Source organism: Nocardioides sp. BP30, assembly GCF_029873215.1.
In the GTDB taxonomy this organism is placed as follows: domain Bacteria; phylum Actinomycetota; class Actinomycetes; order Propionibacteriales; family Nocardioidaceae; genus Nocardioides.
The window spans coordinates 345,282-363,835 of sequence record NZ_CP123620.1 but is presented as its reverse complement, the minus strand read 5'-3'; the positions used below and the strand labels follow the sequence as shown (position 1 = coordinate 363,835).

Sequence of the window (18,554 nt, the reverse complement as noted above, 5' to 3'; positions counted from 1 at the left end):
CCGAGACTAATGGCTCAGCCGCGGCGCAGCCGGGCGGACAACGTCGAGACGAAGGAGGTGAGCTCGGTGATCCGGAGCACCTTCGCGCCGAGGAAGATCAGGCCGAGATCGAGACCGCCCACCACGGCGCTCTTGATCGCCGCCTGCCCCCAGGATCGATCCGGCCAGAGCTCGTCGAAGCCGCGGCCGACCACCCAGGCGATCGTGGTGGCGACGGCGGTGACCAGGAGCATCCGGATGGCGAACCGGAAGAGCAGATCGGTGCGCAGCGGGCCGATCCGGCGGTTGAGCCGGGTGTAGGCATTGATCGAGCCGACCAGGTAGGCCAGCCCCCAGGCCGCGGCGAGCGCCGGGGCGGTGTGCTCGGGCCGGACCCGGTGCACCAGCACGAGCGCCGCGGCGATGTTGACCGCGGCGACCAGGCACTGCATCCAGAAGACGGTCTTGTTGCGCTCCAGGGCGTAGAAGCCGCGCAGGAGCACGTACTGCAGGGTGAAGAACACCAGCCCGGGGCCGAACATGGCGATGGTCGACCCATAGGAGCGGTACTGCGTGGCCGAGGCGCCGAACCCGAACATCACGTGGCCGAGGTCGACCGAGAGGACCGGCAGCAGTGCCGCGAAGGGCAGCACGATCGCGAGCGAGGACCGCAGCGTGCGCACGACGCCGTACGCGAAGCCGCGAGGATCGATCGCCACCACGCGTGCCGACAGCGTCGGCAGGATCGCCGTGGCGAGGGAGACGGTCACAATCGAGTGCGGCACCTGGGTCAGCAGGAAGCTGTAGGAATAGATGGTGTAGCCCGTGCCGGAGCGGCCGCTGCCGCTGGTGGCGAGGATCGTGACCACGGTGTAGGCGACCTGGTTGACCACCACGAAGAGCACCGTCCACACGCCCAGGCGCAGGGTGTGGCCCAGGCCGGCGTTGCGGAAGTCGAAGCGTGGCCGGTACAGGAAGCCCGCCCGGCGCAGGTAGGGCACCAGCACGAGGAACTGGACGGCGATGCCGGCCGTCGAGCCGAGCCCGAGCCACAGCTCCTCGGCGGAGGAGTAGGCGCCGGTGCCCGCGGTGCCGAAGTGGGCCATGTAGGCGACCAGCACTGCCACCGAGATCACGTTGTTGGTGATCGGTGCCCACATCATCGGTCCGAAGCTGCCGCGGGCGTTGAGCACCTGCCCGACCAGCACGAACATGCCGTAGAAGAAGACCTGCGGCAGGCAGTAGCGCGCGAAGGCGATCGCGCTGGCGTTCTCCGTAGCCGTGTGGTGGTGGAAGTAGAGCTGGATCAGCCACGGCGCGGCGAGCACGAGCAGCGCCGTGACGACACCGAGGAACAGTGCCGCCAAGGTGACGATCCGCTGCGTGAACGCGTCGCCGCGGTCCTCGTCGTTCTTCAGCGCCCGCACCAGCTGGGGCACCAGCACGGCATTGAAGACGCCGCCCGCCAGCAGGATGTAGAGCATGTTGGGGATCGTGTTGGCGACGTTGAAGACGTCTGCGCGGGCACCCGATCCGATCGCCGCCGCCAGCAGGGCGGCCCGGACGAATCCGCTGAGTCGGGAGAACAGCGTCCCGACGGCCATCACCGCGCTGGCCCCGCCGATCGAGGACCTTCCGGCGCCGGGAAGCAGGGCGCTGCGTCGCGCCGGGACCGCCTTGCGCTTGCCCGCGCTCATCGTGGCTCCATCGGGGCGTGGGCCTCGGCGGACGCCGAGGCCGTCGGGTCGTCGTCATCGTGACGCTCGGCACGCGCTCCCGCGCGCACCCGCCGCACCAGCCTGACCACGATCGCGGCGAACAGCAGGCCGAGACCGCAGCCGATGAAGAGCCAGATGATCCTGCTGACCTGCGCCGTACGGATCGGGAACCTGGTCTGGGAGCCGAGCGGTGAGCCGGCGCCGTCGGTGAGCTCCAGGATGACGGTGTGCACGCCGTTGCTGGTCGCCTTCGCCGTCAGCAGCACCCCAGCGCGTCCGTTGGCCGGGATCTGCAGCTTTCGGGGGACCGAGATCGCCATCCCGTTGTCGGCCACCGCGCGCACCCTGACGGTGATGTCCTGGTCGAGGCCGTTGACCACCGTCGCGTTGAACTTCCCGCGGTCGCTGGCCAGGGTCACCGATGGCGGGGCCTCCACGGTGACCATCTGCAACTGGGCGTCGATCGCCTCCCGGCTGCGCTCCGCGGCGGCGCCACCGCTGCCGCCCCGCGCCGTGTAGGAGGCGCTCGTCAGCGCATCGTCGAGGACGGTGGTGGCGACGACGTCGTTGTGGCTGAGCACGCTCTGCAGGACGCTGCCCGCTCGCCGCAACCCGTCGACCGCCGCGAACGTGTGTGCCGGCAGCTCGTGCTCGAGCTCCGCATCGGGATAGCGCAGCCTGCTCAGCGGGACCTCCTGCGCGACCGAGGAGAGTGCCGCACCGTCGATCGTCGTCGGCTGCAGCCACTTCTTGCGCAAACCCTCGAAGAAGCCGTTGCTGTCCCCGGCGGCGCTCCAGTCCGCGGGGAGTACGGCGATGACCGGGTCGTCGGTGCCCAGACGCAGCGCCGACTGCGCCAGCAGCTCCTGACGGACCGGGATCAGGCCGAGCTGGTCTCCGGGGGGCGGCCCGCCGGCTGCGACGAGGGAGGAGGTGGTGACGACGGTGCGACCGCTGATGCTGGCGACGGCGGGCACGGTGCCGCTGATGGCCTGGTCGGTGAGGAGCAGCTTCGGCGCGCTGTCGCCGACATCGAGCGCACTGGCCTCGAGGTAGCCGTCGATCGGGGCGTCGACGGGGACGACGTTGGTGATGCCGCGCGCCGTCAGCGCCTGGGTGCTGCGCTGGCGAGCGACGGCGTACAGGGCCGGATCGTGTCGCGCCGCGGCAGCCAGGTCGAGGTCGCCGTACGGGAGGGCGTAGACGGCCTGACTGCTCCGCAGCGTGGCGAGCAGTCGAGCCAGCCACGCCTTGGCGAGGTCGGCCGCGTCGTCGGCGGCGGCTCGCTCGGCACCGCTCTGGTGGGCGGTGGCGCCGGCCGACGGCTCGCCGGTGGTGGCGCTGCCGTCGGTCGCAGCGATGCTGCGTGGCGGATTGCCGTCGGCGAGCTGGGCGATGGCGTCGATGACCGCTGGATCGACCAGCCACGAGACCGGGTGGTCGGTGCCGAAGGTGAGCAGGTTGTCGAGCCTGCCGCCGGTGGAGAGCCGCCGCACCCAGTTCTCGGGCGCCGCCAGGGTGCCGTCGGGCTGGCGCAGCACCCGCTGCCGCAGCGGTACGACAATGGCGGTCTTCTCCGGGGACTGCTTCTTCTTGGTCGCCCCCACCAGCGGCAGGAACGTCCGGGCGCGGCCGTCGGCGGTGCTGTCGCGTCCATCGCTGTCGGTGCCGAGCACCTGCACGCCGAACCAGTACACGCCGGGGGCGGTGATGGGACGGTCGGCGCTGTCGACGAGGTCGCCGCGCGGGATGGCCAGCGAGTAGGAGTAGCTCTGCCCGGGGGCGAGCTCGGCGATCGTCTGGAAGTCGCCGTACGTGGTGATGCGCTGGCCCACGTCCTGGGTGGGATCGGAGAGCGAGGCCTCGGTGAGCTCGGTCTCGGTGGTCAGCGGGGTGCTGCCGATGAAGGCGTGGACGTTGATGTCCTGCCAGGTCTGGTCGTCGTCGTTGGTGATCGTGCCCGAGACGCGCACCGTGCCCTTGGTCGGATCGGTCTTCAGCGTCGAGGGGGTGAGGCTGGTGATCGTCACCCCGAGCGGGTCCGGTCTCGTGGTCGCCGCCTTCGCGGCCTTCGCCGCCGCGGCGGTGCGTCCGGCCCGGGCCGTCGGGGCGCTCACGGCGGTCGCCGGCAGTGCGACGAGACCGGTCAGGACGGCGATCAGGAGCGTGACGACGGTCGTCGCCGGAGCCCACGCAGGGACGGTACGGCGAGCGGGCATGCGGTTGAGGATATCGGCCGCCGGTCCGGGGTTACCTAGACTGTTCCCTCGTGTCCGATCCCACGCTCGCCCCCCTCTCCATCGTCGAGGTGCAGCGAGCGGTGGACGCCGAGCTGGACCGGTTGGCCGGTGTGCTCGAGCCGCTGGGCGAGCTCTTCGCCTCCGCCGGCCACGAGCTGGCGTTGGTGGGCGGCCCCGTGCGCGACGCCATGCTCGGCCGACCGGTGAACGACCTGGACTTCACCACCTCGGCCCACCCGGACGAGACCGAGCGGCTCCTGAAGCGGTGGTCCCGGGCGACCTGGGACATGGGCCGGGAGTTCGGCACCATCGGGGCCCGCAAGGACGAGTGGGTGGTGGAGATCACCACCTACCGCTCCGAGGCCTACGACCCCGACTCCCGCAAGCCGACCGTCGAGTACGGCACGTCGCTGGCCGGTGACCTCGGCCGCCGCGACTTCACCGTCAACGCGATGGCGGTGCGGCTGGCCGGTCCCGGGGGGGTCGAGCGGCGGGTGGAGGACCCGTACGGCGGGGTCGTGGACCTCGCGAACCGGGTCCTGCGTACGCCGGGCCTGCCGGAGGACTCCTTCTCCGACGATCCGCTGCGGATGATGCGAGCCGCCCGCTTCGCCGCCCAGCTCGGCTTCACCGTGGCACCGGAGGTGGTGGCGGCGATGACGGCGATGGCGGGCCGGATCTCGATCATCTCCGCGGAGCGCGTCCGCGACGAGCTGGTCAAGCTGATCTGCGCCCCGCACCCGCGGCGAGGTCTCGCGCTGCTCGTCGAGACCGGCCTGGCAGAGCTGGTGCTGCCCGAGCTGCCGGCGCTGCGGCTGGAGGCCGACGAGCACCACCGGCACAAGGACGTCTACGAGCACAGCCTGACGGTGCTGGACCAGGCGATCGGCCTGGAGTCGCGGCTGCCCGGGGGAGGGCCCGACTTCGTGTCCCGCTTCGCCGCGCTGATGCACGATGTCGGCAAGCCGAAGACCCGTCGGTTCGTCGAGGGCGGCGTGGTCACGTTCCATCACCACGACGTGGTGGGCGCCAAGCTCACCCGCAAGCGGATGCGGGCGCTGCGGTTCTCCAACGAGGAGACCGACGCCGTCTGTCGGCTGATCGAGCTGCACCTGCGGTTCCACGGCTACGGCAGCGGCGAGTGGACCGACTCCGCCGTACGTCGTTACGTCCGCGACGCCGGCGATCAGCTGGAGCGGCTGCACATCCTCACCCGCGCCGACTGCACCACCCGCAACCGGCGCAAGGCGGAGCGGCTGGCACGGACCTACGACGCGCTCGAGGAGCGCATCGAGCGGCTCTCCGAGGAGGAGGAGCTGGCGGCGATGCGCCCGGCCCTCAACGGCGAGCAGATCATGGCGCTGCTGGATCTCAAGCCCGGACCGGCGGTCGGCGCGGCGTACCGGTTCCTGCTCGAGGTCCGGATGGACGAGGGTGTCCTCTCCGAGGAGGAGGCCGCCGTGAGACTGCGTGCATGGTGGGCTACTCGAGAGTAGGTTGCTCGCCATGAGCGACCTCACTGCCGCCGTCACCATCGCCGCCCCGCCTGCCGCCGTGTGGGCGCTGGTCACCGACGTGGAGCGGATGGCCGAGTGGAGCCCGCAGGTCAGGCGCTCCTTCGTGGCAGGGCGTCCGGTCCGGCTGGGCACCCGCTTCCTCAACATCAACCGTGACGGCTGGAAGCACTGGCCGACCTCGGCGAAGGTGGTGCGCTTCTCGCCCCACGAGGACTTCGCGTTCCGGATCACCGAGAACCGGACGGTGTGGTCCTTCCGGCTCGAGCCCAGTGCCGACGGCGGCACCGTGCTGACCCAGGCGCGTGAGACGCCGGACGGCATCGCGCCGATCTCGACGGCGCTGGTCAACGCTGTGCTGGGTGGTCAGCGGCACTTCACCGACTGCCTGCGCACCGGGATGGCCCAGACGCTGCAGCGGATCAAGGCTGCCGCGGAGAGCTGAGCGAGGCACCCGGCGTTCTGCACCGGCCCGGGACAGCACGAAGCCCCGCCGTCCTCACGGAAGGCGGGGCTTGCGCTCGCGGGTGTCACTCGCCGGCGATGAACTTCTCCAGCAGGGCGCGACCCTCGGTGTCCTCGATCTGGACCGGCGGGCTCTTCATCAGGTAGGCCGAGGCCGCGATGACCGGGCCGCCGATGCCGCGGTCCTTGGCGATCTTCGCCGCGCGGCAGGCGTCGATGATGATGCCGGCGCTGTTCGGGGAGTCCCACACCTCGAGCTTGTACTCCAGGTTCAGCGGCACGTCACCGAACGTGGTGCCCTCGAGGCGCACGTAGGCCCACTTGCGGTCGTCGAGCCACGCGACGTAGTCGGACGGGCCGATGTGCACGTTGCGGTCGTCCTTGAGGCCGGCCAGCGGGCCGGTCAGGTTCGACGTGACGGCCTGGGTCTTGGAGACCTTCTTGGACTCCAGCCGCTCGCGCTCGAGCATGTTCTTGAAGTCCATGTTGCCGCCGACGTTCAGCTGGTAGGTGCGGTCCAGCCGGACGCCGCGGTCCTCGAACAGCTTCGACATCACGCGGTGGGTGATGGTGGCGCCGACCTGCGACTTGATGTCGTCGCCGACGATCGGGACACCGGCGTCCTCGAACTTCTTCGCCCAGACCGGGTCGGAGGCGATGAAGACCGGCAGCGCGTTGACGAAGGCGACCTTCGCGTCGATGGCGCACTGCGCGTAGAACTTGTCGGCCTCCTCCGAGCCCACCGGGAGGTAGGAGACGAGGACGTCGACCTCGGCGTCCTTGAGCGCCTTGACGATGTCGACCGGCTCGGCGGCCGACTCCTCGATCGTCTGGCGGTAGTACTTGCCCAGGCCGTCGAGCGTCGGGCCGCGCTCGACCTCGACACCGAGCGTGGGGACGTCGGTGATCTTGATGGTGTTGTTCTCCGAGGCGTTGATCGCCTCGGACAGGTCCTTGCCGACCTTCTTGTCGTCGACGTCGAACGCCGCGACGAACTTCACGTCGGAGACGTGGTAGTCGCCGAACTTGACGTGCATGAGACCGGGGACAGTGCCCGCCGGGTCGGCGTCCTTGTAGTACTCGACACCCTGCACGAGGGAGCTGGCGCAGTTGCCGACCCCCACGATTGCTACGCGAACCGAACCCATCAGGGCTCCTTCCTTTCTGTGGTGGTCACTTCCGCACCTGCAAGACCTGAGGCGGGATTTCGCTCGGCGTCGATGAGTCCGGAGAGCCATCGCACCTCCCGCTCCACCGACTCGACACCGTGGCGCTGGAGCTCCCCGGCGTACTGGTCGACTTCCTTCTGCGTCAGCGACAGCTCGCGCTGGACGCGATCGAGTCGCTCCTGGAGGCGGCTGCGGCGGCCCTCGAGGACTCGCAGCCGGATCTCCATGTCGGTGCGACCGAAGAAGGCGAAGCGGATGTCGAAGTTGTCGTCCTCCCAGGCGGTGGGACCGACCTCCGACATGAGCCGCTCGAACTCCCGATGACCTGGTTCGGTCACCTGATAGACGATCCGCGGGCGGCGCGTGACCGGGGTGACCGACGTGGTCGACTCCTCGATCAGGTGCGCACGCAGCATCTTCTTGAGAGTGGGGTAGAGCGAGCCGTAGGACAGCACCCGACCCCATCCGAGCATCAGATTGAGCCGCTTGCGCAGCTCGTAGCCGTGCATAGGACCCTCGTGCAGCAGCCCGAGGACTGCCAGCTCGATGGTCTCTGCCCGACGTGTCATGAGACCTATCGTAGCGATATATCCGGCTGTTGCGAATCCCCGGTACATCACCGTGTCGCATCGGAGCGTGGGAAAGCGGTCCGGAGGGCCGACACGCTGGGGCCCGGACGTCCGCGGCCGGCCCCGATGAATCTGGGATCCTGCGCCGCAGTGCGTACCCTCGTATCGCCCGACCCCGAGATCGTGGAGATAGTGACACGTGAGTGGTACCTCGCCCAGTGGCGGTAAGCGACGGATGCCGTCGTCCTCCGGCACCCCCGCACAGCGCCGCCCCGGCACCGGTGGCAAGCCTGGCGGCCGTCCGAAGAAGCCGCTGACCCGCAAGCAGAAGGTCCGCCGCGCCCTGAAGTGGTTCCTGCTGGTCTGCCTGGCCGGCGTGGTCGTCATCGCGGGTCTCGCGGTGCTGGCGTACAACACCACGTCGATCCCGGACCCGAACGCGGAGTTCAAGACCCAGACGTCGTACATCTACTACGCGGACGGCAAGAACAAGATCGGCCAGTTCGCGTTGCAGAACCGCGACTCCATCTCCTACGACGAGATGCCGCAGAACCTCAAGGACGCCGTGGTCGCCGCCGAGGACCGGACGTTCTGGACCAACCACGGCATCGACCCCAAGGGCATCCTGCGCGCCGCGTTCAGCAACGCCAAGGGCAACTCCACCCAGGGTGCCTCCACGATCACCCAGCAGTACGTCAAGGTGCTCTACCTGAACCAGGAGCGCACCTACAAGCGCAAGATCAAGGAAGCGATCCTCTCGCTCAAGATCCAGCGCCAGCTGAGCAAGAAGCAGATCCTCGAGGGCTACCTGAACACGATCTACTTCGGGCGGGGCGCGTACGGCGTCCAGGCGGCCGCTGAGGCCTACTTCGACATCCCGGCCAGCAAGCTCAACCTGCGCCAGTCGGCGGTGATCGCCTCGGTGCTGAACAACCCGACCCAGTACGACCCGGCGAACGGCGCGGTCCACAAGGCGGCGCTGCAGCGCCGCTACGCCTACGTCCTGGCCGGGATGGCCAGCGCCGGCGACATCACCGACGCCGAGGCGACCAAGGCGGCCGCGAAGCTGCCGAAGTTCCCCCAGCAGCACGCCTCCAACACCTACGGCGGCCAGAAGGGCCACGCTCTGACGCTGGTCAAGAACGAGTTGCTGAAGCTGGGCTTCACCGACGCCCAGATCCAGGGCGGCGGGCTGCGGGTGACCACCACGCTGACCAAGAAGGCGATGGACGCCGCCGCCAACGGCGTCGCCCAGGCCAAGCCCGCCGGGTTCAGCGACAAGCAGCTGCACATCGGCGTCGCGACCATCCAGCCCGGCACCGGCGCCCTGCTCGGCTTCTACGGCGGTCAGGACTACCTCCAGTCGCAGATCGACTGGGCCGCCACCGGCGGCATGGCCGGATCGACGATGAAGGCGGTCACGCTGGCCACCGCCCTGGAGGCCGGCTTCTCGCTCAACTCCACCTTCGACGGCAACTCGCCGTACACCTTCCCCGGCGGTCTCGAGGTGCACAACGAGGGCGAGCAGGCCGGTGAGGCCAACGGTCACAGCTACGGCTCGCGGGTGAACGCCATCTATGCGCTGCAGCAGTCGATCAACACCGCGTTCGTGGACATGTCGCACTCCATCCCCAACGGGCCGAAGAAGATCTACCAGAACGCCCTGAAGATGGGACTCACACCGGAGCAGGCCAACCCCGACTATCCGGGCATCCCCTCGACCACCAAGGACCTCCAGTCCTCGGACTCGCTGATCACGCTCGGCAAGGCCGCCGCCAGCCCGATCAACCTGGCGAACACCTACGCGACCATTGCGGCGGGCGGCAAGCGCGCCGACGTGCACGTGATCAACAAGGTGACCGACCAGAACGGCACCGTGCTGTACAGGTACAAGAACCACACCGACCAGGCGATCCCCCAGGACGTCTCCGACGACGTCTCCTACGCCCTGCAGCAGGTGGTCAAGGGCGGCACCGGCAAGGCGGCACTCGCGCTCGGTCGCCCCGCCGCCGGCAAGACCGGTACGGCGACGGCCCCCAACGCCAGCGGTGGTGGCACCCACGTCTCCTCGGCCTGGTTCGTCGGCTACACGCCTCAGGCGGCGACGGCGGTGATGTACATCCGTGGCAACGGCCGCGAGGCCCTCGACGGCTGGCTGCCGTCGTACTTCGGTGCCGACTACCCGGCCCGGACGTGGACAGCGGTGATGCAGGCCGACATGGACGGCCTGCCGATCGAGCAGTTCCCGCCGCGCGCCAACGTCACCGGGACCCCGCCGGACACCAGCCACGCGCCGGTTCCGACGTACACGCCCCATCCGAAGCCGACCCGGACGCCCAAGCCGACCAAGACCAAGACGCCGAAGTCGACCCCGAGCCCGACGCACCAGGTGCAGCCCTCGCCGCCGACCTCGAGCCAGGCACCGCCGTCGGGTGGGAGCACCTGTGGCGTGCTGGGGTGCGGTCCGCAGACCTCCTCGCCGCCGAGCGCGACGGCGACCGCCGGTCCCTAGCGGCTCGCGCGGTCGCCTAAGATCCCGGGCATGGCTGGCGTCGTCGCACCCGCGCACGAGGACCGCGTCGTCGAGACGCTCAGTGAGTCCATCGGCGGACCGGTCGGCGAGCACGCCGGCCGGCACCGCTGGTGGACCCCCGTGCGGGTGCTGCTGCTGCTGACCGCCATCGTGATGGCGCTCGGCATGGTGCAGAAGAGCTCCTGCTACAGCCAGACCTGGTCCGGCGGGAACACCCGCTACACCCACATGTGCTACTCCGACCTGCCCTACCTCTACACCGGGCGCGGCTTCGCCGAGCTCAAGTGGCCCTACAGCGGCGACGCCACCACCCGCGCGCGCTACGAGGTGATGGAGTATCCGGTCGGGATCGCCTACTGGGCGTGGGGCACGGCGTACGTCACCCACTGGCTGGCAGGGTCGCCCGACCTGAGCCCGCGCGCGGCCCTGTCCACCGACAAGCTCTGGGGCGAGGACGATGTGCTGCACGAGATCCGGCTCTACGTCTCGGTCAACACCATCGGCTTCGCCGTCGTCGCCCTGCTGGCCTGCTGGCTGATCGCCGGCGTCAACCGCCGACGACCCTGGGACGCTGCCGCGTTCGCCCTCTCGCCGGCGCTGCTGCTCACCGGGATGATCAACTGGGACCTGCTCGCCGTCGGGTTCGTCGCCGGTGCGCTGTGGGCGTGGTCGCGCGACCGGCCGGTCCTGACCGGCGTGATGATCGGGCTCGGTACGGCGACCAAGCTCTACCCGCTCTTCCTGCTCGGCGGCCTGCTCGTCATCTGCTGGCGCCGGCGACGCTGGCCCGACCTCATCATGGCGGCCGGCTCGGCGGTGATCGCCTGGGTCGTGTTCAACATGCCGGCGCTGCTCAGCGGCGTCGCGCAGTGGAAGGTCTTCTGGTCGTTCAACAGCACCCGCGGCGCCGACCTCGGCTCCCTGTGGCTGGTCGCGCAGCAGGTCACCGGCCACACCTTCAGCGCGCACACGATCAACGTCTGGTCCTGGCTGCTCTTCGGCGGTTGGTGCCTGGCCGTCCTGGTGCTCGGCCTGCTCGCGCCGCGGACGCCGCGCTTCGCCCAGCTCGGGTTCCTGATCGTCGCCGGCTTCCTGCTGGTCAACAAGGTCTACTCACCGCAGTACGTGCTGTGGCTGCTGCCCCTCGCGGTGCTGGCGCGGCCGCGCTGGCGCGACCAGCTGATCTGGCAGGCCACCGAGGTGCTCTACTTCGCCGGCGTGTGGTGGTACCTGGGCGGCCTGTTCACCGCCGGCGGGGGTGACGACCAGCCGTTCTACTGGCTGGTCGTGGTGATCCGCGTCCTCGGCGAGCTGTATCTCGTCGGCATCGTGGCGCGCGACGTGCTCTCGCCCCGGCACGACCCGGTCGTGCTCACCGAGGCGGCCGACGAGGAGCGTGCGGCTCAGTCGACGATGATCTCGTCGAACGTCGTGGTGGTGTAGCGGACCCGGACCGGGATCCGCTCGCCGACCTCCGGGACCCGGGCGCCGTGCGGCAGCAGCAGCATCGAGGCCTGCATGTGCGGCGGCTCGGCGAAGACGAGCTGCTGACCGTCGAGGAAGTACGGCGAGCGCACCAGTCCGACGGCGTCCAGGCCGCCGCGTGCCGCCGCGTTCGCTCTCGCTCTCAGGGAGCCGGCTCCGTTCGGTGCCGTCAGCCCGAGGCCGTGCGCTGTGCCACCGCTGGCGATGATGAGGTGGCCGGAGCGCAGCGTGCTGCGGCCGCGGTAGCCGAACGTGTCGCCGCGGTGGATGGGATGCACGTCCTGCACGACCGCCGTGACCTCGAGCGCCCCGCGGTCGCCGAGCCACAGCCCGGTGCCGACGCGGGGTCGGATGGTGAGGTCGGCGTACTGGTGGCGCAGCGTGGCCAACTCGGTCGCGGTGAGGTGGGAGACCCACACGATCGGGGCGACGGTGCCGTTGCCGCCCGCCCCGATGATGTCGGTCATCAGGGCTCGCGCCTCGGCCAGGTTGGCGCCCTGAGCACCCATCGGAAGGTGGATCGCGACGCCCTCGAGCCGGGCACGGTTGCGGGCCTGACCGGCGAGCGCCCACAGGTCCGCCGCAGCCAGCCCGTGGCGGCGCATCGAGGTCATCCTCTCCAGCACGACGCGGGCACCGGGCTGGCGGGCGAGCAGGTCGCCGAGGTCGGCCGACCGCGAGACGGTGTGGATGACCCGGTGGCTCAGGGCCGGATCCAGGGTGGGCTCGTAGGGCCGCCACGGCGTGAGGACGAGCAGGTCGCCGTGGAACCGGCTCGCTGCCTCCTCCAGCTCCCCGTAGGTGCCCACCGCCAGGGTGTCGCAGCCGAGCCACTCGGCGCGCCGGGCGAGGCGCCCGACGGTGAAGCCGTAGCCGTTGCCCTTGGCGACCGGCACCAGGCCGGGGGTCTGCTCCAGCACCGAGCGCAGGTGCTCGCGCCAGCGGGTGCCGTCGACGGTCAGCTGCAGGGTCATCGGGATCCTCGAACGAAACGGAGCGGCGCGAGCGCGGCAGTGGGGTGAGTCATCGCCCGCGCCTGGTCATGTAGAGGTCGAAGGCACGGTAGATCAGCGGGCGCAGCGGGAGGTCCCACTCGCCGACGTACTCGACCGCCCGGCCGCCGGTGCCGACCTTGAACTGGATGAGGCCGACGTGCGAGTCGTCGGCGGCGAGCGTGGGGGTGATGCCACGCAGGTCGTAGACGTCGCAGCCGGCAGCGATCGCGTCGCGGATCATCGCCCACTGCAGCGCGTTGGAGCCGCGCACCTCCCGCTTGGCGGTGGAGGAGGCGCCGTAGGAGTACCAGGCGTGGGTGCCGACCCGGACCATGATCGTGGCGGCGACCAGGTCGCCCTGGTGGTGGGCGGAGTAGAGCGTGATCCGGTCGGGCTCCTCGGCGCTCATCGCGGCGAACATCGTGCGGAAGTAGCCCAGCGGGCGCGGGGTGAAGTGGTCGCGCTCGGCGGTGTGCACGTAGAGCTCGTGGAACGTGGCCAGCGCCGACTCGAAGCTGTCCTGCCCCGGCACCACGGAGGTGACCTCGACGCCCTCCTTCGCGGCCTTCTTGATGTTGCGCCGCCACAGCTGGTTCATGCCCGCGAGCACGTCGTCCTCGGTGCGGCCGTGCAGCGGGATCTCGAAGGTGTACTGCGGCTGGCCCGCACCGAAGCCGTCCTCGGGGCTCTGCAGCCGCCACCCGGCGCTGCGCAGCTGGCTGACCACCCGGGCGCCGACCGGGTCGCGACGGCTGGGCGGCAGCTCGCCGAGCCGTCCCACACCGTCGTCGGCGATGCCCTGCTTGACCTGCTCGGCACTCCACGTCGCCGTCGTCACCGGCGGCCCCATCCGCACGCCGAAGGCGCCGTGGGCCTTCAGGTGGTCGGTCAGCGGGCCCAGCCAGTCGGCGAGCGGGCGGCTCCAGTCCAGCGCCGGGCCCTCGGGGAGGTAGGCCAGGGTGTAGCGCTTGAGGCGGGGCACCGGCCGGTGGAGCACCAGCGTGGCGCCGATCAGCTCGCCGTCCTCGACCAGACCGAGCGACTCCGAGCGCCACTCGGTCTTCACCTGCGCCCAGGCCGGGGTCTGCAGGAAGCTCACCGACGACCGGCTGCGGATGAAGGACAGATGCTCCGCTGGGGACAGGGGTCGGACGGTGACACTCACCTGCGGAAGGTTACCCGGGTGGGGAGGGGCGCGGTGGGGCGGCGGTTGTGACCCCCAGGGGTCAGAACCGCAGGTTGATGGGCGAAGCATTGCCCCCCAACGTTGGGTTGTGACCCCCAGGGGTCAGCACCGCTCACGCCGCCGGCACCCACCCCAGCGCCGGCCCGAGCCGAGTGGCGATGTCGGTGAGGAGCTGCACGTAGTCGGCCCGGTCGAAGCTGAACGGCAGCGCGAACGCGACCTCGTCCACGGCCTGGTAGCCGGCGTGAGCCTGCAGCGCGTCGGCGATCTGGTCGGAGGTGCCGACGAGGTCCGGAGCGAAGAGCACCCCCGCGGGCCCCTGCGGCTCGCGGGTGCGGGGCAGTCGAGCCTCGACGTAGGAGCGGTAGCGGGCCACCTGGTCCGGTGTCGCGGAATCGGTCGGGATGACCACCAGGCCCTGCGATACCCGGGCGGCATCGCCGGCAGGGTGAGCCGCGCGGAACGCGTCGATCTGGCGTCGCTGGATGGTGGCGAAGTCGTCAGTGGAGCCCTCCGCCTTGACGACGGAGGAGGTGAGCAGGTTGAGGCCGTGCTCGCCCGCCCAGGTGCAGGAGCCGAGGGAGCCTCCGCCGTACCAGATCCGCTCGCGCAGCCCGGGCGAGTGCGGCTGGATCCGGCGGGAGAACGTCTCGATGCCCATCGTCCCCTCGAAGTCGGAGACCGGCTCGCCGTCGAGGTAGGCCAACAGCCGCTCGAGCCGGGCGTAGGAGAGGTCCTCGCTCCGGTGCGTATCGGGGTAGAGGGCCTGCTTGTAGCGGTCGTAGTTCATCGGCGGCCCCACCGAGAAGCCCGGGTTGATCCGGCCGGAGCCGTCGACAGCGGACAGGATGTCGAGGGTGCCGAGGTCCTCCGCGAGGCGGAAGGGGTTCTCCGCGCCCAGCGGGGTCACGGCGGTGCCGAGCTCGATGCGGGACGTGCGCTGGGTGGCTGCGGCCATGATCGTGACCGGCGAGGAGATGCCGTGCTGGAGGTGGCGGTGGCGCAGCCAGGCCGAGTCGAAGCCGAGCCGCTCTCCGAGCTCGATCGTGCGCAGGGTGTCCTCGATCCCGGGACGCGGGTCGGCCGGATCGAAGAGCCCGATGGTCAGGAAGCCGAGGCGACGCAGCGGTCGGGTCATGGCAGCAAGTCAACCAGGGTGCTGGACTACAGCCGCTCGCGGAGCCAGGCGAAGTCGGCCTGATGCTCGGCGGCCCCACCGGGCGTCTCGCAGACGACCGGTGCGCCGGCGGCCCGCACCACGCCCGCGAGGAGGTCCGGGTCGATCCTGCCGGCGCCGAAGTTGGCGTGCCGGTCGGCGCCGGAGTCGAACTCGTCGCGGCTGTCGTTGCAGTGCACCAGGTCGATCCGGCCGGTGATCGCCACCACGTCGTCGACCACGGTCTCCAGCGCGTTGCCGCCCGCGTGGGCGTGGCAGGTGTCGAGGCAGAAGCCGACCCGGTCGGCCTGCTCGCAGCCGCTGATGGCGTCCCAGACCCGCGCGATCCGCTCGAGGTAGCGGGTCATCGCGTTGTCACCACCCGCCGTGTTCTCGATGAGCACCGGCAGCTTGAGGTCGGTGGCGTCGATCGCCTTGCGCCAGTTGTCGAAGCCCTTCTCCGGGTCGTCGGCCTTGTTCACGTGGCCGCCGTGCACGATCAGACCCTTGGCACCGATCGAGGCGGCGGCGTCGACGTGCTGCTGCAGCAGCTTGCGGCTCGGGATCCGGATCCGGTTGTTCGTCGTCGCCACGTTGACGATGTACGGCGCGTGCACGTAGAGCTCGATCCCGGCCGCCTCGGCGTCGGCCCGCAGGCCCTCGGCGCCTCCGGCGTAGGCGAACTCCGGGCCCTGGTAGCCCTGCGGGTCGCCCAGGAAGAACTGCACCAACGGGGCGTTGCGGGCCCTCGCCTCGGCGATCGGATCGGTCTGGTCGACGTGAGCACCGATGAGCATGGCTCCACCCTAGAGTGGCGCTGTGACAGTCGCGCTGATCGCCGGGGCGGCCGTGCTGACGACGGCCGGCTTCGTGCTGCTGCGCTCAGCGGACCAGGATGCGCGCGACGGCCACCCCGCACAGCGCCATCGCGCCGACGAAGCAGCCGGTGGCGGCCCAGACCCGGCCGGACGTACGGCGCCGACCTGGTCGCGGCGGCGGTAGCGAGAGCCCGCTGGCCAACGGCAGGGTTGCGGCCGGCAGCCGGTCTGGGAGGTCGATCCCGCCGTCCCAGGCGGGCACCCCGAGGGCGCGCAGCTCCACCAGTGCCGCCGCGGCCGAAGTGGGCCGGTCGGCGGGATCGGGGCGGGTGAGGGTGTGCAGCAGCGGTCCGAGGGCGCTCACCGGGACGGCGGCGGCCGGATCACCCGTCAGCAGCTGGATCGCCACCCGGCCGGCAGCGTACAGGTCTGCGGTCGGGTCCGGCGGGGCGCCCGCCTCCTGCTCGGGCGCCATGTAGCCGTCGGTGCCGATGCCGCCGGGGGAGCGGGTCAACCGCGGCTCGGCGTGCGTCGCCGCCACGCCGAAGTCGGCGAGCCGCAGGTGCGGGCGCCCGTGCCCGGTCGCCTCCAGCAGCAGGTTGGCCGGCTTCACATCCCGATGCACCACCCCGGCGGCATGGACGGCGGACAGGGCCTGCAGCAGCTGGTCGAGGAGGACGGCGACCAGCGGCTCCGGCAACCTGCCGTGCGTCTCGAGGAGCTCCTGCACGGAGCCGCCCCTGACCAGGTCCATGGTCAGCACGACGACGTCGTCCTCGGCCGCCCAGCCGGTCGGCGCCACCACGTGCCGGTGCGGGATCCGCAGCCCCTGTTCCCGGACGAACCGCAGCAGCAACGACGTCCCGCGCGCGGTGAGCACCTTGACCGCGAGCCAGGACTGGGTGCGCTGGTCGTAGGCGCGCCAGACCGACCCCATGCCGCCGGACCCGATCTGGTCGACGAGCACGTAGCGGCCGGCGATCGGATGCTGCCGGCTTCCGAGCCCGGGCTCCATGCCAGGAGCCTAGGCGAGAACGGGAGGGTTCTACGGTGGAGCCGTGCGAACGAACTGGGCAGGCAGCCATGTCTACGAGGCGAGCGACCTCGTCACACCGACGAGCGTCGCAGAGGTGCAGGAGCTGGTCGCGGTCTCACCCCGCATCCGGGCGCTGGGCAGCAGGCACTCCTTCACCGACCTCGCCGACACCCCGGGCCTCCAGGTCTCGCTCGCGGGTCTGCCGTCGACGGTGGAGGTGGTCGGGGACGCCGTGCGGGTGCCGGCCGGGCTCCGGTACGGCGACCTGGCCACCGAGCTGGCGCCCCGCGGCCTCGCGCTGGCCAACCTGGCCTCGCTGCCGCACATCTCCGTGGCGGGAGCCGTGGCCACCGGCACGCACGGGTCCGGACGGCGCAACCCGTCGCTGGCGGCCGCGGTGCGCGGACTGGAGATGGTCAGCGGTACCGGCGAGCTGCTGCGGCTTTCCGGCGCGGACCTGGCCGGCGCCGTCGTCGGCCTGGGTGCCCTGGGCATCGTCACCTCGCTCGACCTCGCCGTCGAGCCGGCCTACGACCTGACCCAGGTCGTCTACGAGGGGCTGGCCTGGCCGGCACTGCTCGAGCGCCTCGAGGACGTGCTGGGCTGTGCGTACTCGGTCTCGGTCTTCACCACCTGGGTCGGCGAGGAGGTCGGGCAGGTCTGGGTGAAGGAGCGCACCGCGCCGGACTCGGGGACCGGGGCACCCGCCGAGCCCGTCGAGACACTCCTCGCCGCCGGTGCCCGTCCGGCCACCGAGCAGCGGCACATGATCGCGGGCATGTCGGTGGAGAACACCACGGCGCAGCTCGGCGTCGCCGGTCCCTGGCACGAGCGGCTGCCGCACTTCCGGATGGGCTTCCAGCCCAGCGCGGGGGAGGAGCTGCAGACCGAGTACCTGGTCCCCCTGTCCCGGGCCGCCGAGGCGGTGGCCGCCGTACGGGGCCTGGGGGAGGCGCTGCGGGAGGTGCTCTTCGTGACCGAGCTGCGCACCATCGCGGCCGACGACCTGTGGCTCTCCGGTGCGTACGGCGAGGATGCGCTCGCCCTCCACTTCACCTGGCACCGCGAGGCCTCACGGGTGCATGCCCTGGTCGAGCGGCTCGAGGAGGTGCTGTTGCCGCTCGGCGCGCGGCCGCACTGGGGCAAGGTGTTCGCCGCCCGTGCCGAGGCGCTCGCGCCGCTCTACCCCCGGTGGGACGACTTCCTGGACCTGGTCACGAGCTGCGACCCGCAGGGCCGGTTCCGCAATGCCTGGACCGAGCGTCACCTGGGGATTTAGGCCACGCTCCTCGTGCTTGGTAGCCTGTCGTGTCCTCGTCTGCCCAGTCGGATGGGGACAACGCACAGCCCTCCTGCCATGGAGAGACCATGGCCGCTGAGTCCGTAGGAGGTGGGAAGCTATGCGTGCTTACGAGGTTGTGGTCATTCTCGACCCTGCCACCGACGAGCGCACCGTCGCTCCGTCGCTCGACAAGTTCCTCAACGTGGTCCGCAACGACGGTGGCACCGTCGAGTCGGTCGACGTGTGGGGCCGTCGCCGCCTGGCGTACGAGGTCAAGAAGAACGCCGAGGGCATCTACGCCATCGTCAACCTGACCGCCGAGCCGGCCACCGTCAAGGAGCTCGACCGTCAGCTCACGCTGAACGAGTCGATCCTCCGCACCAAGGTCCTTCGCCCCGGCAAGTGACCC

General features: G+C 70.7%; 15 protein-coding genes. 6 read left to right on the top strand and 9 right to left on the bottom strand.

Annotated features, from left to right (window positions below; all coding sequences use genetic code 11):
- Positions 1 to 14: 14 nt before the first annotated feature.
- On the bottom strand, positions 15 to 1,676 hold the full coding sequence (gene murJ / locus P5P86_RS01630; RefSeq protein ID WP_280609525.1) for a murein biosynthesis integral membrane protein MurJ: 1,662 nt from the start codon (positions 1,674 to 1,676) through the stop codon (positions 15 to 17).
- Complete coding sequence (locus P5P86_RS01625) at positions 1,673 to 3,916, bottom strand: DUF6049 family protein (protein WP_280609524.1); 2,244 nt, start codon at positions 3,914 to 3,916, stop codon at positions 1,673 to 1,675. Before P5P86_RS01625 ends, murJ begins: the two co-directional genes overlap by 4 nt.
- 50 nt (positions 3,917 to 3,966) lie before the next feature.
- On the opposite strand from P5P86_RS01625, the gene P5P86_RS01620 reads away from it, so the two are divergent.
- A complete protein-coding gene (locus P5P86_RS01620) occupies positions 3,967 to 5,433 on the top strand; it encodes a CCA tRNA nucleotidyltransferase (protein WP_280609523.1) in 1,467 nt (488 codons plus the stop codon).
- 10 nt (positions 5,434 to 5,443) lie between these two features.
- Positions 5,444 to 5,896 carry an SRPBCC family protein gene (locus P5P86_RS01615; RefSeq protein ID WP_280609522.1) on the top strand — a complete coding sequence of 151 codons (453 nt, stop codon included), beginning with the start codon at positions 5,444 to 5,446 and terminating at the stop codon, positions 5,894 to 5,896.
- Between the two features lie 85 nt (positions 5,897 to 5,981).
- Here P5P86_RS01615 and P5P86_RS01610 read toward each other — a convergent pair whose 3' ends face one another.
- Positions 5,982 to 7,064 carry an inositol-3-phosphate synthase gene (locus P5P86_RS01610; RefSeq protein ID WP_280609521.1) on the bottom strand — a complete coding sequence of 361 codons (1,083 nt, stop codon included), beginning with the start codon at positions 7,062 to 7,064 and terminating at the stop codon, positions 5,982 to 5,984.
- The gene (locus P5P86_RS01605) at positions 7,064 to 7,654 is read right to left on the bottom strand and encodes a PadR family transcriptional regulator (RefSeq protein ID WP_017933511.1); all 591 of its coding nucleotides are present in this window, start codon (positions 7,652 to 7,654) and stop codon (positions 7,064 to 7,066) included. Before P5P86_RS01605 ends, P5P86_RS01610 begins: the two co-directional genes overlap by 1 nt.
- A 199-nt stretch (positions 7,655 to 7,853) precedes the next feature.
- Between P5P86_RS01605 and P5P86_RS01600 the strand changes: the two genes are divergently transcribed.
- Together P5P86_RS01600 and P5P86_RS01595 are read left to right on the top strand one after the other, a co-directional pair.
- Positions 7,854 to 10,166, top strand: coding sequence for a transglycosylase domain-containing protein (locus P5P86_RS01600; RefSeq protein ID WP_280609520.1), 2,313 nt, complete (start codon positions 7,854 to 7,856; stop codon positions 10,164 to 10,166).
- 30 nt (positions 10,167 to 10,196) lie between these two features.
- Positions 10,197 to 11,630: a glycosyltransferase family 87 protein gene (locus tag P5P86_RS01595; protein ID WP_280609519.1), complete on the top strand. Its 1,434-nt coding sequence runs from the start codon at positions 10,197 to 10,199 to the stop codon at positions 11,628 to 11,630.
- Here the strand turns inward: P5P86_RS01595 and P5P86_RS01590 are convergent.
- The 5 genes from P5P86_RS01590 to P5P86_RS01570 all read right to left on the bottom strand — a co-directional run bounded on the left by P5P86_RS01590 (position 11,591) and on the right by P5P86_RS01570 (position 16,842).
- Complete coding sequence (locus P5P86_RS01590; RefSeq protein WP_280609518.1) at positions 11,591 to 12,646, bottom strand: alanine racemase; 1,056 nt, start codon at positions 12,644 to 12,646, stop codon at positions 11,591 to 11,593. The two genes, P5P86_RS01595 and P5P86_RS01590, sit on opposite strands and share 40 nt — an antisense overlap.
- Positions 12,647 to 12,695: 49 nt before the next feature.
- Complete coding sequence (locus P5P86_RS01585) at positions 12,696 to 13,832, bottom strand: lipid II:glycine glycyltransferase FemX (protein ID WP_280609517.1); 1,137 nt, start codon at positions 13,830 to 13,832, stop codon at positions 12,696 to 12,698.
- A gap of 133 nt (positions 13,833 to 13,965) precedes the next feature.
- Positions 13,966 to 14,991: an LLM class flavin-dependent oxidoreductase gene (locus P5P86_RS01580; protein WP_280609516.1), complete on the bottom strand. Its 1,026-nt coding sequence runs from the start codon at positions 14,989 to 14,991 to the stop codon at positions 13,966 to 13,968.
- A gap of 26 nt (positions 14,992 to 15,017) precedes the next feature.
- Positions 15,018 to 15,806, bottom strand: a complete 789-nt coding sequence (locus P5P86_RS01575) for a deoxyribonuclease IV (protein WP_280609515.1) — start codon at positions 15,804 to 15,806, stop codon at positions 15,018 to 15,020.
- Positions 15,807 to 15,891: 85 nt separating this feature from the next.
- Positions 15,892 to 16,842, bottom strand: a complete 951-nt coding sequence (locus P5P86_RS01570) for a serine/threonine-protein kinase (protein ID WP_280609514.1) — start codon at positions 16,840 to 16,842, stop codon at positions 15,892 to 15,894.
- 43 nt (positions 16,843 to 16,885) lie between these two features.
- On the opposite strand from P5P86_RS01570, the gene P5P86_RS01565 reads away from it, so the two are divergent.
- Together P5P86_RS01565 and rpsF are read left to right on the top strand one after the other, a co-directional pair.
- Positions 16,886 to 18,142 carry a D-arabinono-1,4-lactone oxidase gene (locus P5P86_RS01565; RefSeq protein ID WP_280609513.1) on the top strand — a complete coding sequence of 419 codons (1,257 nt, stop codon included), beginning with the start codon at positions 16,886 to 16,888 and terminating at the stop codon, positions 18,140 to 18,142.
- A gap of 121 nt (positions 18,143 to 18,263) precedes the next feature.
- Positions 18,264 to 18,551, top strand: a complete 288-nt coding sequence (gene rpsF / locus P5P86_RS01560) for a 30S ribosomal protein S6 (RefSeq protein WP_280609512.1) — start codon at positions 18,264 to 18,266, stop codon at positions 18,549 to 18,551.
- Positions 18,552 to 18,554: the final 3 nt, after the last annotated feature.

Excerpts from the sequence above, each read along its gene's own strand:
- P5P86_RS01570 (WP_280609514.1), bottom strand. The coding sequence starts at position 16,842 with ATGGAGCCCGGGCTCGGAAGCCGGCAGCATCCGATCGCCGGCCGCTAC.
- P5P86_RS01610 (WP_280609521.1), bottom strand. The coding sequence starts at position 7,064 with ATGGGTTCGGTTCGCGTAGCAATCGTGGGGGTCGGCAACTGCGCCAGC.
- P5P86_RS01605 (WP_017933511.1), bottom strand. The coding sequence starts at position 7,654 with ATGACACGTCGGGCAGAGACCATCGAGCTGGCAGTCCTCGGGCTGCTG.
- rpsF (WP_280609512.1), top strand. The coding sequence starts at position 18,264 with ATGCGTGCTTACGAGGTTGTGGTCATTCTCGACCCTGCCACCGACGAG.
- P5P86_RS01625 (WP_280609524.1), bottom strand. The coding sequence starts at position 3,916 with ATGCCCGCTCGCCGTACCGTCCCTGCGTGGGCTCCGGCGACGACCGTC.
- P5P86_RS01615 (WP_280609522.1), top strand. The coding sequence starts at position 5,444 with ATGAGCGACCTCACTGCCGCCGTCACCATCGCCGCCCCGCCTGCCGCC.
- murJ (WP_280609525.1), bottom strand. The coding sequence starts at position 1,676 with ATGAGCGCGGGCAAGCGCAAGGCGGTCCCGGCGCGACGCAGCGCCCTG.
- P5P86_RS01590 (WP_280609518.1), bottom strand. The coding sequence starts at position 12,646 with ATGACCCTGCAGCTGACCGTCGACGGCACCCGCTGGCGCGAGCACCTG.
- P5P86_RS01580 (WP_280609516.1), bottom strand. The coding sequence starts at position 14,991 with ATGACCCGACCGCTGCGTCGCCTCGGCTTCCTGACCATCGGGCTCTTC.
- P5P86_RS01575 (WP_280609515.1), bottom strand. The coding sequence starts at position 15,806 with ATGCTCATCGGTGCTCACGTCGACCAGACCGATCCGATCGCCGAGGCG.
- P5P86_RS01595 (WP_280609519.1), top strand. The coding sequence starts at position 10,197 with ATGGCTGGCGTCGTCGCACCCGCGCACGAGGACCGCGTCGTCGAGACG.